General features: G+C 71.9%; 11 protein-coding genes and 1 pseudogene. 5 read left to right on the top strand and 7 right to left on the bottom strand.

Features of this window, described 5'->3' with window-relative positions; genetic code table 11:
* Positions 1 to 143: 143 nt before the first annotated feature.
* Positions 144 to 1,190 carry a hypothetical protein gene (locus ACGFSH_RS05350; RefSeq protein ID WP_393345147.1) on the top strand — a complete coding sequence of 349 codons (1,047 nt, stop codon included), beginning with the start codon at positions 144 to 146 and terminating at the stop codon, positions 1,188 to 1,190.
* Positions 1,191 to 1,555: 365 nt separating this feature from the next.
* Complete coding sequence (locus tag ACGFSH_RS05345; protein ID WP_393345145.1) at positions 1,556 to 2,476, top strand: carbohydrate kinase; 921 nt, start codon at positions 1,556 to 1,558, stop codon at positions 2,474 to 2,476.
* Between the two features lie 140 nt (positions 2,477 to 2,616).
* On the opposite strand, the gene uvrA is transcribed toward ACGFSH_RS05345, so the two are convergent.
* Positions 2,617 to 5,694: an excinuclease ABC subunit UvrA gene (uvrA, locus tag ACGFSH_RS05340; protein ID WP_393345143.1), complete on the bottom strand. Its 3,078-nt coding sequence runs from the start codon at positions 5,692 to 5,694 to the stop codon at positions 2,617 to 2,619.
* 232 nt (positions 5,695 to 5,926) lie between these two features.
* Between uvrA and ACGFSH_RS05335 the strand changes: the two genes are divergently transcribed.
* Both ACGFSH_RS05335 and ACGFSH_RS05330 read left to right on the top strand, forming a co-directional pair.
* Positions 5,927 to 6,622 carry a maleylpyruvate isomerase family mycothiol-dependent enzyme gene (locus tag ACGFSH_RS05335; RefSeq protein ID WP_393345141.1) on the top strand — a complete coding sequence of 232 codons (696 nt, stop codon included), beginning with the start codon at positions 5,927 to 5,929 and terminating at the stop codon, positions 6,620 to 6,622.
* 9 nt (positions 6,623 to 6,631) lie between these two features.
* Positions 6,632 to 7,288 carry an MBL fold metallo-hydrolase gene (locus ACGFSH_RS05330; RefSeq protein WP_393345139.1) on the top strand — a complete coding sequence of 219 codons (657 nt, stop codon included), beginning with the start codon at positions 6,632 to 6,634 and terminating at the stop codon, positions 7,286 to 7,288.
* A gap of 285 nt (positions 7,289 to 7,573) precedes the next feature.
* Here the strand turns inward: ACGFSH_RS05330 and aroQ are convergent, their stop codons facing one another.
* A complete protein-coding gene (aroQ, locus tag ACGFSH_RS05325) occupies positions 7,574 to 8,047 on the bottom strand; it encodes a type II 3-dehydroquinate dehydratase (protein ID WP_393345138.1) in 474 nt (157 codons plus the stop codon).
* Positions 8,048 to 8,145: 98 nt separating this feature from the next.
* On the opposite strand from aroQ, the pseudogene ACGFSH_RS05320 reads away from it, so the two are divergent.
* A pseudogene (locus tag ACGFSH_RS05320) lies at positions 8,146 to 8,714 on the top strand (LD-carboxypeptidase).
* 64 nt (positions 8,715 to 8,778) lie between these two features.
* On the opposite strand, the gene ACGFSH_RS05315 reads toward ACGFSH_RS05320, so the two are convergent.
* The 5 genes from ACGFSH_RS05315 to ACGFSH_RS05295 all read right to left on the bottom strand — a co-directional run bounded on the left by ACGFSH_RS05315 (position 8,779) and on the right by ACGFSH_RS05295 (position 14,412).
* Positions 8,779 to 9,879 carry a calcium:proton antiporter gene (locus ACGFSH_RS05315; protein ID WP_393345136.1) on the bottom strand — a complete coding sequence of 367 codons (1,101 nt, stop codon included), beginning with the start codon at positions 9,877 to 9,879 and terminating at the stop codon, positions 8,779 to 8,781.
* Between the two features lie 202 nt (positions 9,880 to 10,081).
* Positions 10,082 to 10,396: an antibiotic biosynthesis monooxygenase family protein gene (locus ACGFSH_RS05310; RefSeq protein WP_393345134.1), complete on the bottom strand. Its 315-nt coding sequence runs from the start codon at positions 10,394 to 10,396 to the stop codon at positions 10,082 to 10,084.
* A 129-nt stretch (positions 10,397 to 10,525) separates the two neighbouring features.
* On the bottom strand, positions 10,526 to 11,524 hold the full coding sequence (locus ACGFSH_RS05305; protein WP_393345132.1) for a TerC family protein: 999 nt from the start codon (positions 11,522 to 11,524) through the stop codon (positions 10,526 to 10,528).
* 231 nt (positions 11,525 to 11,755) lie between these two features.
* The gene (locus ACGFSH_RS05300; protein WP_393345130.1) at positions 11,756 to 13,774 is read right to left on the bottom strand and encodes a TerD family protein; all 2,019 of its coding nucleotides are present in this window, start codon (positions 13,772 to 13,774) and stop codon (positions 11,756 to 11,758) included.
* A 59-nt stretch (positions 13,775 to 13,833) separates the two neighbouring features.
* Entirely contained in the window at positions 13,834 to 14,412 is a 579-nt protein-coding gene (locus ACGFSH_RS05295; protein WP_057580284.1) for a TerD family protein, read from the bottom strand.
* Positions 14,413 to 14,544 lie beyond the last annotated feature (132 nt).

Here is a 14,544-nt window from a genome sequence, read left to right as displayed (position 1 = left end):
TCGACACGCTTCAATGCGGGGGAACTCGGGGCCCTGAACGCCGCCTTACGGATGTGAAGGAGTTTCGCAGACGCGGTCACGGCCCCGGTCACTCAACGCGCGGTCCGACCAGCCGTCGTGAGCATTCACAGAGAGGCTCCTGCATGCCGCACGCCACACAGCACGCGGACGCCGCCGCCGACCCCGTCATCGCGGAACTGGACACGGCCCTGCGAGGGGGGCCCTTCCACGTGGCGCTGCGGGCCGCGATCGCGGCCCGCGGCCTGCCGTTGCAGCGCGTCCAGCACCACCTGTCACGCCACGGGGTGAAGGTCGGCGTGACCAGCCTGAGCTACTGGCAGCAGGGCGCCCGGCGGCCGCAGCGCCCCGAGTCGCTGCGCGCGGTGCGCGCGCTGGAGGAGATCCTGCGCCTGCCGGACGAGTCCCTGATCCGCCTGCTCGCCGAGTCGCACGACACAAAGGGCGGGCGTGGCGGCCGGGACGAACACGGCCGCCAGACCGGGCAGAACGGACGGAACGGGCAGGGCGACGTGGCGGGCACTCGGGCCGGGGGGCGTTCCTACCGCTCTCTCCTCCGGGCCACCAACGCCCTTGAACAACTGCTCGACGAACTGGAGTGCGCGCCGGACGACGGACTGCACACGCTGGGCCATCACGAGCGGGTCCGCGTCGGAGCCCGCCGCGAACTGCTCGGCCGCGAGTCGCAGCACATCGTCCGCGCCTACCGGGACGGCGTCGACCGGTTCGTGGCCGTCCACCACGGAGACCCCGGGTGCGCCCCGGAGAGGATGAAGGTGCACGCCCTGGAGAACTGCCGGGCCGGCCGCGTCCGGCGCCACCACGGCACCGGCGTGCTCGTCGCGGAACTCCTCTTCGACACCCGGCTGCGGGCCGGCGACACCTTCCTCTTCCGCTACGCCGTCGAGGACGGTACCGGCGGCGCCTCCACCGAGTACGTCCGCGGCTTCGGCGCGGCAGGCGGCCAGTACGCCCTTCAGATCCGCTTCGCCGAACATGCCGTGCCCGTGCGCTGCCACCGGTTCACCCAGCACTCGGCCGCGGCCCCGCGCGGCGGCCGCCAGGAACTGCCGGTCAGCGACCGGCACCGCTCGGTGCACCTCGTCGAGCCGAGGGTGCGGTCGGGCATGGTGGGCATCGAGTGGGAATGGGAGGGAGCGGGGGGCGAGTAAGGAGGGCCGGCTCCGGCGGCGCGGCCGGCTCCGATGCCTCCCATGCCTCCCATGCCTCCCGTGCCTCCGACGCGCGTCTCCCCGGCCGTATGTCACGGCGGTCCGTCCATGCGGCTCGGTCGCGGGAGACGGCGCTCACCGATTCGGCCATGTTCCGCGTCCCCCGCGTCCCGGCTCTGGTGCCGGACGCGGCGGTCGCTCGCGCGCGCGGGTGGGGCCTTACGCCGGTTTTGGGGGCCGGCTGCGAAATGGGGTAGCTTCCCGGCCGGCGGCTCACCTGCTCCTTCGTCCGATCGCACCCGGTGCCGCCGCCGCGCGAACAGCGGTCCGAGCGGTCGCGGACAGCCACAGAGAGGAACCGTCCCGTGATCGTCGTCGCCGGTGAGGCCCTGATCGACCTGGTGCCGCAGGGGACGGGCGCGCTCGCGGGTCTGCGGCCGGCGCTCGGCGGCGGTCCCTACAACACGGCGGTGGCGCTGGCCCGCCTCGGCTCCCCCACGGCGTTCGCCTCCCGCGTCTCCCGGGACGCGTTCGGCGAGGCGCTGCTGGACCGGCTGCGGGAGACGGGCGTGGACCTGTCGGCCGTACAGCGCGGCGCCGAGCAGACCACGCTCGCGGTGGCCTCGCTGGACGGCAGCGGCTCGGCCGCCTACTCCTTCTACGTCGAGGGCACCGCCGACCGGCTGTTCGCGACCCCGGACGCGCTGCCCGAGGGGACCCGCGCGGTGTCCTTCGGCACGTGTTCGCTCGTGCTGGAGCCGGGCGCGAGCGCGTACGAGGAGCTGATGCGCACCGCGGCGGCGCGGGGCCTGTTCACCGCGCTCGACCCGAACATCCGCGCCGGGCTGATAGGGGACCCCGACGCCTACCGGGCCCGCTTCAAGAGCTGGCTGCCCTCGGTGTCGCTGCTGAAGCTCTCCGAGGAGGACGCCGGGTGGCTGGGCGGCACCCCGCAGGAGTGGCTGTCCGCGGGGCCCTCGGCCGTCGTCATCACCCGGGGCGGCGACGGACTGACCGCGTTCACGCGTGACGGCGCCGTGTACACCGTGCCCGGCGAGCAGGTGGACGTGGTGGACACCATCGGGGCCGGTGACACCGTGAACGCGGCTCTGCTGCACGGGCTTGCGGCGCGGGACGCGCTGTCCCCGGCGGGCCCGGCTGCTCTGGGCGCCGCCGGCTGGCAGGAGCTGCTGAGGTTCGCGGCGCGCGCGGCGGCCGTCACCTGCTCTCGGGCGGGCGCGGAACCGCCGTACGCGGCCGAACTGGGAACCCTCGGGGAGTTCTAGGCCCGGCGTCCGCTGATCGTCGGCGACTGGGCGTCGGCTGCGGCTGCGGCTGCGGCTGCGGCTGCGGCTGGATGACGTGAACGGGCGGCGCCCCGCCGGGAGTTCCGGTGGGACGCCGCCCGTTCTCCGCCCGTGCCTTCTCAGGCCTTGCGGGCCCGCGTCGTCTTCTTCGCGGGAACCGCCTTGGCCGGCTTCGCGGCCTTCTTCGCGGTCGCGTCCTCGCCCGCGCCCGCCTTCGCCGCCGCCGTCTTGGCGGTCGCCGTCTTGGCGGTCGCCGTCTTGCGCGGGGCCGTCTTGGCGGCGACGGTCCTGGCGGCGGCCGTCTTCTTCCCGGACGCGCGGCGGGGGGCCGGCACGGACGCCGCGTCGCTGATCCGGTCGGCGTCGAGGATCTCTCGCAGGAACTTGCCGGTGTGGCTGGTCGACACGCCGGCGACCTCCTCCGGCGTGCCCTCGGCGACGACGAGGCCGCCGCCCGCGCCGCCCTCGGGGCCCATGTCGACGACCCAGTCCGCGGTCTTGATCACGTCGAGGTTGTGCTCGATGACGATGACCGTGTTGCCCTTGTCGACGAGCCCGGAGAGGACCGTGAGGAGCTTGCTGATGTCCTCGAAGTGCAGGCCCGTCGTCGGCTCGTCCAGGACGTAGACCGTGCGGCCGGTGGAGCGCTTCTGCAACTCGCTGGCGAGCTTCACGCGCTGGGCCTCGCCGCCGGACAGGGTGGTCGCGGCCTGGCCGAGCCGGACGTAGCCGAGGCCGACGTCCTTCAGGGTGTTGAGGTGCCGGGCGATCGAGGGGACGGCCTCGAAGAAGCCCGTGGCCTCCTCGATCGGCATGTTCAGGACGTCGGCGATGGACTTGCCCTTGTAGTGGACCTCCAGGGTCTCCCGGTTGTAGCGGGCGCCGTGGCAGACCTCGCACGGGACGTAGACGTCCGGGAGGAAGTTCATCTCGATCTTGATCGTGCCGTCGCCCGCGCAGTTCTCGCAGCGGCCGCCCTTGACGTTGAAGGAGAAGCGGCCGGGCAGGTAGCCGCGGACCTTCGCCTCGGTCGTCTCCGCGAACAGCTTGCGGACGTGGTCGAAGACACCGGTGTAGGTGGCCGGGTTGGAGCGCGGGGTGCGGCCGATGGGCGACTGGTCGACGTGCACGACCTTGTCGACGAGGTCGTCGCCCTCCACACGCGTGTGCCGTCCGGGGACGTTCCTCGCACCGTTCAGCTCGCGGGCCAGGTGCGTGTAGAGGATGTCGTTGACCAGCGTGGACTTGCCGGATCCGGACACGCCGGTGACCGCCGTGAAGACGCCCAGCGGGAAGGACACGTCGATGTCCTGCAGATTGTTCTCGCGGGCGCCGTGGACGGTGAGCCGCCGGGAGGGGTCCTGCGGGCGGCGGACGTCGGGCAGCGGGATCGCCTTCCGGCCGGACAGGTACTGCCCGGTCTGCGACTCCTCGTTGGCGAGCAGCTCCTTGAGGGAGCCGCTGTGCACGACCTTTCCGCCGTGCTCGCCCGCGCCGGGGCCGATGTCGACGATCCAGTCGGCGACCTTGATGGTGTCCTCGTCGTGCTCGACGACGATGAGCGTGTTGCCCATGTCGCGCAGCCGCACGAGGGTCTCGATCAGGCGGTGGTTGTCGCGCTGGTGCAGGCCGATGGACGGCTCGTCCAGCACGTACAGGACGCCGACGAGGCCGGAGCCGATCTGGGTGGCCAGCCGGATGCGCTGGGCCTCGCCGCCGGAGAGCGTGCCGGCCGCGCGGTTGAGCGAGAGGTAGTCCAGGCCGACGTCGACCAGGAACCGCAGCCGTTCGTTGACCTCCTTCAGGACCCGCTCGGCGATCTTCTTGTCGCGGGCGTTGAGCTTGAGCTCGCCCAGGAAGTCGGCGCAGTCGCTGATGGACATGCCCGACACCTCGGCGATGGACTTGCCCATGACGGTGACCGCGAGGACGAGCGGCTTCAGCCGGGTGCCCGCACAGGTGGGACAGGGCACCTCGCGCATGTAGCCCTCGAAGCGCTCCCGGCTGGAGTCGCTCTCGGCCTCGCTGTGCCGGCGCTTCACGAACGGCACGGCGCCCTCGAAGGGGGTCGTGTAGACCCGCTCGCGGCCGTAGCGGTTGCGGTAGCGGACCTCGATCTGCGTCTTGTGGCCGTGCAGCAGCGCCTTGCGGGCGCGCTGGGGCAGGCCCGCGAACGGGATGTCCGTGCGGAACCCCAGGGCGTCGGCGAGCGCGCCGATCAGCCGGCTGAAGTAGTCCTTGGTGTGGCCGTGCGACCAGGGGTGGATGGCGCCCTCGTCGAGGGACTTGTCCTCGTCCGGGACGATCAGCTCGGGGTCGACCTCCATGCGCGTGCCGATGCCGGTGCAGTCGGGGCAGGCGCCGAAGGGCGAGTTGAAGGAGAAGGAGCGCGGCTCCAGCTCCTCGAAGGACAGGTCGTCGTACGGGCAGTACAGGTGCTCCGAGTACATCCGCTCGCGCTCGGGGTCGTCCTCGGGGAGGTCGACGAAGTCGAGCACGACCATGCCGCCGGACAGCCCGAGGGCGGTCTCCACGGAGTCGGTGAGCCGGCGCTTGGCGGTGTCCTTCACCGTGAGGCGGTCGATGACCACCTCGATGGTGTGCTTCTCCTGCTTCTTCAAGGCGGGCGCGCTGGACAGCTGCACCGTCTCGCCGTCGACCCGCGCGCGGCTGTAGCCCTTGGTCTGGAGGTCGGCGAACAGGTCGACGAACTCTCCCTTGCGCTCGCGCACCAGCGGCGACAGCACCTGGAACCGGCTGCCCTCGGGCAGTTCCAGCACCCTGTCGACGATGGCCTGCGGCGACTGGCGCGTGATCGGCCGGCCGCACTCGGGACAGTGCGGCTTGCCGATGCGCGCGAAGAGCAGGCGCAGGTAGTCGTAGACCTCGGTGATGGTGCCGACCGTGGAGCGCGGGTTGCGCGAGGTCGACTTCTGGTCGATCGAGACGGCCGGGGAGAGGCCCTCGATGAAGTCGACGTCCGGCTTGTCCATCTGGCCGAGGAACTGGCGCGCGTACGAGGAGAGCGACTCGACGTAGCGCCGCTGGCCCTCGGCGAAGATGGTGTCGAAGGCCAGCGAGGACTTGCCCGACCCCGACAGGCCCGTGAAGACGATGAGCGAGTCGCGTGGCAGGTCGAGCGAGACATTCTTGAGGTTGTGCTCGCGCGCGCCACGGACGATGAGACGGTCGGCCACGCCGGTCCGCACCTTTCTTGAGAGAAGTGACAGGGGCGAGGCCCCGTCTCTTCCAGACTAGGGGGAGCCACTGACAACGCCGGTCGGGAGGATCCCGGGTTCACCGGTTCACAACAATCCCCGGCCTTCCAGCATGCCCGACGCCGCAACCGACCTTATAGCACGCGCATTCGATTTGCGGGCTCCGTCAGCCGTCTTCACCCGAAGGAGTGGCGGGACTAGGGTCATGACCATGATTGATCACGCTCATGACCTGGAGTCCGTACGCGAAGCGACCGACCGGCTCCTCAGCGCGGTCGCCCGACTGGACAACGCGTCGGTGGCCGAGCCGTCACGCCTGCCCGGCTGGAGCCGCGGACATGTCCTGGCCCACATCGCCCGCAACGCCGACGCGCTCGTGAACGTCCTGGAGGGCCGTCCCATGTACGCCGACGCCCAGGTGCGCGACGCGGACATCGAGCGCGACGCCCCGCGGCCGCTGGACGTCCAGCTCGCGGACGTGCGGGAGAGCGCGGCGCGCTTCCAGGCCGCGGGAGCGGTGCCGGCCGACTGGTCGCGCACGGTCGAGCTGCGCAACGGGGTCGTCGACGCGGCGGCCCGGCTGCCCTTCCGCCGGTGGGTGGAGGTCGAGCTGCACCATGTGGACCTCGGCATCGGCCTGGAGCTGGAGGACCTGCCCGAGGAGTTCACCGAGCGCGAGACGGAGTTCCTCGCGGAGCGGTTCGAGGGGCATCCCGAGGTGCCCCCGACCCGTGTGACGGACGGCACGCGCGTGTGGCACACCGGACGGAAGGCCGAGGGTTCCGGGGATCCCGAGGTGACCGTCACGGGTGCCCCCGCGGACGTTCTGGGCTGGCTCTCCGGTCGCCGTGACGGATCCGGTCTGACGGTCGACGGCGGCCCGCTGCCGGCCCTCCCCCCGCTATAGGCTGCGGGCATGACGTACAGCGGACAGGTGACGGTCGGCGGCCCGGCGGACGTGCACGAGCTCAAGGACCTGATGATCACCAAGATCGCGGTCGGCCCGATGAACAACAACGCCTATCTGCTGCGCTGCCGGGCGACGGACGAGCAGCTGCTGATCGACGCGGCGAACGACGCGCACGCCCTGCTCGGCACGATCGGTGACGACGGCATCGCGTCCGTCGTCACCACCCACCGGCACGGCGACCACTGGCAGGCGCTCGCCGAGGTCGTCGCGGCCACGCACGCGCGTACCCACGCCGGCCGCGAGGACGCCGCCGGCATCCCGGTGCCGACCGACGTCCTGCTCGACGACGGCGACGTGATCCGGGTGGGCGACGTGGAGCTGACCGCGCGCCACCTCGTGGGCCACACGCCCGGCTCGATCGCCCTGGTCTACGACGACCCGCACGGCCACCCCCACGTCTTCACCGGCGACTGCCTCTTCCCCGGGGGCGTGGGCAACACCCACAAGGATCCCGAGGCGTTCGCCCGTCTGATCCACGACGTCGAGACGAAGATCTTCGACGTTCTGCCGGACGAGACCTGGGTCTATCCGGGACACGGCGACGACACCACGCTGGGCGCCGAGCGCCCGTATCTGCCGGAGTGGCACGCGCGCGGGTGGTGAGCCGGACCGCAACGGGCACGGGGCGCGCGTCGTCCGGCGCGTGCCCCGTGTGAATCCCGCGCACGCGCCGGTCCCTCGCGCGCGTTCCCCGCACACGTGGTTGCGCGGTCAACTGGTGTCAGCCCCGCGCGGGATGACGGCTCCGGCGCGGATCGGGCCGCCGGTCACATCCCCGCCCTCGACCGGCGGCCCAGGCCTTCCCCGCCGTGTCCTCCCGACGCACGGCAGCGCCCGGTGCGCGGCTCGTCGCCCGCGGGTAAGGACCGGCGTCCTGGACGCCGGTCCTTACGCGTCGGCCTTTCCTGGGCCGGCCAGCGCCGCGACGCGCTCCACGGCGAACACGTAGCCCTGCACTCCGCAGCCGGCGATGACGCCGTCCGCGCGCAGGGAGACGTACGAGTGGTGCCGGAAGGACTCGCGCCGGTGGATGTTGGAGATGTGGACCTCCAGCACCGGAAGGCCGTCGCAGGCGTTGAGCGCGTCCAGGATCGCCACCGAGGTGTGCGAGTAGGCGCCCGGGTTGATCACGACCCCGCAGTGGTGCAGCCGCGCCTCGTGGATCCAGTCGACCAGTTCGCCCTCGTGGTTGGACTGCCGGAAGTCCACCGTGCCGCCGTGCGCGGCAGCCGCCCCGGCGCACATCGCCTCGACGTCGGCGAGCGTGTCGGAACCGTAGATCTCCGGCTGGCGCTGACCCAGGAGGTTCAGGTTGGGGCCGTTCAGGATCATGATCGGGGCGTTGGCCAGGCTGCGGGGCACGGTTCCTCCGGTCCGTTCGGGTGCGGCCCGTCGAGGACCGCCGCTCGGACCGGTTTATCACGGTGCATCCGCAGGACCGCGGCCCGTGTCCTGCGGGCATGCCGACGCCCGCGTACCCTCCCGAGCCGTCCCCCGGCGACCGGGTGGCTGTCGTCTCGCCCTCGTCGGGACTGCCGGAGCTGTTCCCGCGTCCGTTCGAACCCGGCCTGGCACGCCTGCGCGAGGAGTTCGGGCTGCAACCGGTCTAGTACCCGGCGACACTCCGGACGGGGGCGACGCCCCGGGAGCGGGCGGACGATCCGCACGCCGCGTTCGCCGACCCGGGCATCAAGGCGGTCGCCGCGTCGACCGGCGGCGACGGCCAGATCACCGTCCTGCCGCTGCCGGACCGGGAGTTGCTGCGCTCCCGAAATGCCCGCCGCGCGCGAGGTCTTCCGCTTTCCGCGCTGCATGGGCGAGCGCGGTCTGCTGCGGCGCTTCCCGGCGCTGTTTGCGGGGTACGCCGCCGACCAGTGGGCGGCGGTGGAGCGCGAGCTGCGCGAGTCCCCCCGACACCCTGGCCGTCTTCGACGTGGACTTCGGGCACACCGATCCGCAGCTCGTCGTCCCCTACGGCGGCACGGTCCGCGTCGACGGTCCCGCACGGCGCGTCACCGTGACCTACTGAGCCCTCCGCGCGCCGTCCGCGCCCCCACACGTGCCGTCTCCGGGCACGGCTTCGTCGTCGGCCCCTACGGGTTGATGGCCAGCTCCAGATAGGCCGCGAAGAGCACGAGGTGGACGCCGCCCTGCAGGGGCGTGGCCCGGCCGGGGACCACGGTCAGCGAGCTGACCACGACGGTCAGCGCGAGCAGGACCGTGTAGGTGGAGTCGAGGCCGAGGACGAGTGGCCCGGAGAGCCAGAGAGAGGCCAGCGCGACGGCGGGGATGGTCAGTCCGATGCTGGCCATCGCGGAGCCGAGTGCGAGGTTGAGGCTGGTCTGCACCCGGTCGCGACGGGCCGAGCGCAGCGCGGCGATGGTCTCGGGGAGCAGCACCAGGAGCGCGATGATCACGCCGACGACGGCGTGGTGGAGGCCGGCGCTCTCCACCGCCGACTCGATCGTGGGCGAGACCCCTTTGGCCAGGCCGACGACGCCGATCAGGGCCAGGCCGAGCAGGGAGAGGCTGACCAGGGTGTCCCGGGAGGTCGGGACGGAGGCGTGGTCGTCCACGGTGATCACCTCTCCCTGCCGGGTGATCGGCAGGAAGTAGTCGCGGTGGCGGACGGTCTGCGTCGCGACGAAGAGGGCGTAGAGCATCAGCGAGGACACGGCGGCGAACGTGAGCTGGACGTCGGAGAACTCCGGGCCGGGCCTGCTGGTGGTGAAGGTCGGCAGGACCAGGCTGAGCGTGGCCAGGGTCGCCACGGTGGCCAGGGCGGCGCCGGTGCCCTCGGGATTGAAGACGGCCGTGCCGTGGCGCAGGGAGGCGACCAGCAGGCTGAGGCCGACGACGCCGTTGCAGGTGATCATCACGGCGGCGAAGACCGTGTCCCTGGCCAGCGTCGCGCTCTTGTCGCCGCCGTCGGCCATCAGGGTGACGATCAGGGCGACTTCGATGATCGTCACGGCGACCGCGAGGACGAGCGAGCCGAACGGCTCCCCCACCCGGTGGGCGACGACCTCCGCGTGGTGCACGGCGGCCAGGACCGCACCCGCGAGGACGAGCGTCACCAGGGCGACGACTGCGCCGGGCAGGTCGCGTCCCCAGGTCAGGACCAGCAGGACGACCGCCAGCACCGGTACGAGGGACGTCCAGCGGGCCGCGACCGACGTGAGCCGAGCGATCATGCAGTGATCGTCGCAGAGCCGTACGGGCTTCGCATTCCGGTCCGTATCGCCCTGCGACCGGTGCCGCCCGGGCGGCCGAGGTGGCTTACGGGCGGCCGGTCGGGGCTTCCGAGCTCACCGGGGTCGGGTGCGTGGAGCGACCGGTGTGCTCGCCGGCCGGCGTGCCCGGTGGGCCCGGTGCGGGCGGGCCGGCCGGCCCGCGTCACCTGAGCTCGACGGCCTCCACCACGTCGCAGTCGGTGAAGGACGGGGATGTGGTGCACAGTGCGGCCATCGCCTGCGCGAACTTGCCCGTGTCCGGGTCGTCGTTGTTGCGCATGGCCGCTTCGTAGGAGTCGAACTCGACCACCACCAGGTAGCGGCCTGGCCGGCTGCGGTCCTTGAGGACCAGGCGCCTGACCGGACCGTCGGGCCGGCCGGCGAGACGCTGGTCGGCGTCGGCGGCCAGCGCCCGCATCTCGTCGATGCGGTCGGTCTCGAACTGGAGGATCTGCACGAACTTCTGCGGTGTACTCATGGCGCCTCCGCCCGGTCCGGCGCCCCCGGGTCGGAGGGGGGCGTCCACCTCCAACGAAGCACCGGGAGCGGCGCCCGGCAATTCGCCGCGCGCCGCTCCCGGGGGCCGTTGTCGCTACGTCGTCCGTGGTCAGGCCCCGATGCTGTCCTTCGGAGCGCCTTCGCTCTCGGCGCCCGCCGCCTCGTCCGCCGCCTTGCTGGAGGCCCGCAGGCTGGTGATCGTGGTGACGATCAGGACGGAGCAGATGACGCCCAGCGAGACCGGGATGCTGATCTCGGGGACATGGACGCCGGACTCGTGCAGGGCGTGCAGCACCAGCTTCACGCCGATGAAGCCGAGGATGATCGACAGGCCGTAGCTGAGGTGCACCAGCTTCCTCAGCAGACCGCCGATGAGGAAGTACAGCTGCCGCAGGCCCATCAGGGCGAACGCGTTGGCCGTGAAGACGATGTACGGGTCCTGCGTGAGGCCGAAGATCGCGGGGATCGAGTCGAGGGCGAAGAGCACGTCGGTCGTGCCGATCGCGAGCATCACGACCAGCATCGGGGTCATGACCCGCTTGCCGTTCTGCTCGATCCACAGCTTCGTGCCGTGGTAGCGGTCGGCCACGCCGAAGCGCTTCTCCACCGACTTGAGCAGCTTGTTCTCCTCGAACTCCTCGTCCTCCCCGTCGGCACGGGCCTCCTGGATGAGCTTCCAGGCGGTCCAGATCAGGAAGGCGCCGAAGAGGTAGAAGACCCAGGCGAAGCTGGCGAGGATCGCGGCGCCGGCGGCGATGAAGATCGCCCGCAGGACCAGCGCTATGAGGACGCCGACGAGCAGGACCCGCTGCTGGTACTGGGACGGGACCGAGAACTTCGCCATGATCAGCACGAAGACGAAGAGGTTGTCGACGCTGAGCGACTTCTCGGTGATGAAGCCCGCGAAGAACTCGCCGGCGGGCTCGCCGCCGCCGAAGAGGAGCAGGCCCACACCGAAGAGCGCGGCCAGGGCGATCCAGACGACGGTCCAGATCCCGGCTTCCTTGATGGACACGTCGTGCGGCTTGCGGCCGATGAAGAAGTCGACCGCGATGAGGGCGGCGAGGCCCACGATGGTGAGGACCCACAGGGTCAGGGAAACATCCACTGCGCCTCCGGCAGTACGTAACGGCAGGTGATCAGCGTCGTTGCGCTGCCGGAGGTCTCTTCCACCCGCCCTCTGGAAGGACGGGCCGGCGCCCCGGGATCATCGGTGATCCGTATTGACGGGTACGCCGCGGCAGGAGTACTCCCCTCCGTGAGGAAAACAGTACCTCAACCACCAAGAAAAGGTAAAGCGATTGGCAAAAGAAAGACCAAGTTACCTGTTCAGAGGCCTTTACGTGTACTTGGTGCGCGCTTTCGCCACCTCGGCGAGCACCTGCCGGAGCACCTGGCTGCCGGACGGCACGAGCGGCGGCTCGTACGTCCAGGCATGACCGACCCAGGGATCGGCGAGGTGGTCCTCGGCCACCGGAGTGAGTCGCAGCAGCCCCCGCCACAGCGGATCCAGCAACGGACCGTAGCCGCCGGCGTCCTCCCGGTCGGCGACCATCATCAGGTGCACGCCGACGGCAGGGCCCTCGTCCGCGAGATAGCGCAGCTGGGTCACCGCCCGGTCGTCGAATCCGTGCGGGAAGTCGTTGACGACCAGCAGCTGATGGGAGGTGTCGAACCCGGGCGGCAAGGAGTCGGCCGCACCGCCGCGCACCGCCATGTGCAGCAGGTCGACCCGCTCGGTGAGCTGCCCGAGGACCGCCGACACGCCTGCCGCGCCCGCCGCGGGCGGAGCCGCGAGCACGCCGCTCTGGACCAGCGGCGCGAGCTCCCGGGCGCCCGAGCCCGCCGGATCGACCACGTGCACCGTGAACTCGTCCGCGGGATGGACCGCCAGCAGACGGGCGACGTGCGCCACGGCGGACTCCATCGCCAGACGCCGCATCTCGTGCGGGTCGACGAACGCGCCGTCGACGGATGCCGGCCGGCCGCTGTCGATCCACAGGCCGCGTTCCAGCGGGAGCCGGACGAGCATCGGGATGCGCAGCGGATCGCTCTCCGGCAGGTGGAGGTCGCCCAAGCGCAGGGCCATGGGCATCTCCATGGGGGTGCGGTAGGCGTGCCAGACGGGGTTGTCCCAGCGCGCGAACGCGGCGGGCAGCGCCGGTTCGACGACGTCGGCCTCGGCCCCCAGCTGGACGAGGTCGCGTTCCAGCGCCTCGCGCGCCTGGTCGACGAGCTGCGCGCGTCTGCTCTGCGCCGCCTCGCGGGCTGCGTCGCCCTGCCCGCCGATCCTGCTGCGCGGGTCGGACAGGACCTGGTCCAGCTCCTTCTCCATGCGGGTGTCGGCGAAGTCGACGGCGCTGCGGTACGCGGCCGTGGTGCGGGCGAGGTCCTCGAACATGCCCCAGACCTGGTTGTACAGCCGCTCGTCCATCGACCACCCGGTCGCGTCGCCGGCGACGGGGCGTGCGGGCTGCCCGGGCGGCGGCGGAGGCGCGCTCGGCGGAGGCGGGGGCGGGGCCGTGGTCCGGCGACGCGGGTGGCTGTAGTCGATCGGCCCGCCGGGCGGAACCGCCGGCGTCTGCTGGGCGGCGTCCGGGTCCGCCGATGGGGAACCCTGCGGGGTCTGGGCCGGGTAGGGGCCGGCCCCGTTGTGGCCGTGCTGAGGACCGCTCGGTTGCGGGGCGCCCTGCTGCGCGGCGTACGGGGAGCCGCTCGGGTCGGGGCCGAGCGTGGGCGTCGTGGCCGTCTGGCGGGAGCGGTCCCCGTCGGCCGGGCGCGCCGGCGGGGCCGGCACCGAGCGGGCCAGCCCGCGGGCGACGGCCTCGTCGATGGCGGCGGCGACCTCGTGCGCCTGCGGCAGTCCCTGATCGGTGAGGAGTTCGGCCAGGCCGCCCGCGTAGCCCTGGCCGACGGCGCGCACCTTCCAGGCGCCCTGCCGCCGGTACAGCTCCAGCGCGACGACCGCCGACTCCGCGTCCAGACCGGTGATCGTGTACGAGGCGACCTCGGCGCCGTCGAGTCCGGTGACGGCGACGAAGGGCGCCGCGATCGAGCCGAAGCTGACCGGCCCGCCGGCGCCGGGGGGCAGCGCGAGCAGGACGTCGACCCGGTGCACGGCGGCCGGCACGGCGCCCAGGTCCACCGCGAGGCGGTGGTCGGCGGCCGCCTGCCGGGAGACCTCCAGGCCGGGCAGGGTGGGCACCCCCGGATGGGCCACCCACTCGACGCCGTGGATCCTGCCGCTCTCGTCCCCGAGTGTGGCCGCGGCCACGACCGGCCGGCCCGCCGAGACCCGGATCTCGAGCCGGACCTCGGAGAGCGGGTGGTTCTGCCCCCGCACCAGCTCGGCCACCATCGCCTGTCGTCCCCCCTGCGTGCCGTGTGGTGTCGTCGTGTGCCGCTTGCCGGGGCCTGTTACAGCGCGGGCAGGATCGCCGGCATCAGGTCCTGGAAGGTGCGGCCGTTGGCGGGCGTGCCGAGGGCCGTCATGTTCCAGCCGCCGCCGACGCGGTGCACCTTCGCCATGATCTGGGCCGTGTAGGCGCCGCCGCCCGCGAGCGTGTAGCGCGCGAGCTCCTGCCCGTTGGTCTCGTCGACCAGGCGGCAGAAGGCGTTCTGCACCTCCTGGAACGTCTGGCCGGTGAAGGAGTTCACGGTGAAGACGATCTGGTCGATGTGGACCGGCACGCGAGCGAGGTCCACCAGGATCGCCTCGTCGTCCCCGCCCTGGCCGACACCGCCGACGAGGTTGTCGCCGGTGTGACGGACGGAGCCGTCGTCGCTCACCAGGTGGCGGAAGAAGACGACGTCGACCGGCTGCTTGTCCGCGAACAGCACCGCGGAGGCATCGAGGTCGATCTCGCGGGTCCGGGAGCCGAACAGGCCGCGCCGCGGGGCCGCCTGCCAGCCGAGACCCATGCGCACCGCGGTCAGGCTGCCCCCGTCGTTCTTCTGCAGACTGATGGCCTGACCCTTGGTCATGTTGACGGTCACGCGCTGATTCCCCTCTCGGCTGTCCCCTGTTGCCGCGGTCCCCGCGGTTGACCGAAACACTACGCAAAGGCACTGACACTGCCGTAGCCAGGCCCGCGCTTTGTGTCGCTCTTGCAACACAGCGCGGGCCTG

The sequence above is a fragment of the Streptomyces sp. NPDC048481 genome (genome assembly GCF_043200075.1).
GTDB lineage: Bacteria > Actinomycetota > Actinomycetes > Streptomycetales > Streptomycetaceae > Streptomyces.
The sequence above is the reverse complement of the archived record's forward strand: the minus strand, read 5'-3'. Positions and strand labels throughout refer to the sequence as shown.

Coding starts and splice junctions, on each gene's coding strand:
- ACGFSH_RS05350 (WP_393345147.1), top strand. CDS start 144: ATGCCGCACGCCACACAGCACGCGGACGCCGCCGCCGACCCCGTCATC.
- ACGFSH_RS05335 (WP_393345141.1), top strand. CDS start 5,927: ATGATTGATCACGCTCATGACCTGGAGTCCGTACGCGAAGCGACCGAC.
- ACGFSH_RS05330 (WP_393345139.1), top strand. CDS start 6,632: ATGACGTACAGCGGACAGGTGACGGTCGGCGGCCCGGCGGACGTGCAC.
- ACGFSH_RS05315 (WP_393345136.1), bottom strand. CDS start 9,879: ATGATCGCTCGGCTCACGTCGGTCGCGGCCCGCTGGACGTCCCTCGTA.
- ACGFSH_RS05310 (WP_393345134.1), bottom strand. CDS start 10,396: ATGAGTACACCGCAGAAGTTCGTGCAGATCCTCCAGTTCGAGACCGAC.
- ACGFSH_RS05300 (WP_393345130.1), bottom strand. CDS start 13,774: ATGGTGGCCGAGCTGGTGCGGGGGCAGAACCACCCGCTCTCCGAGGTC.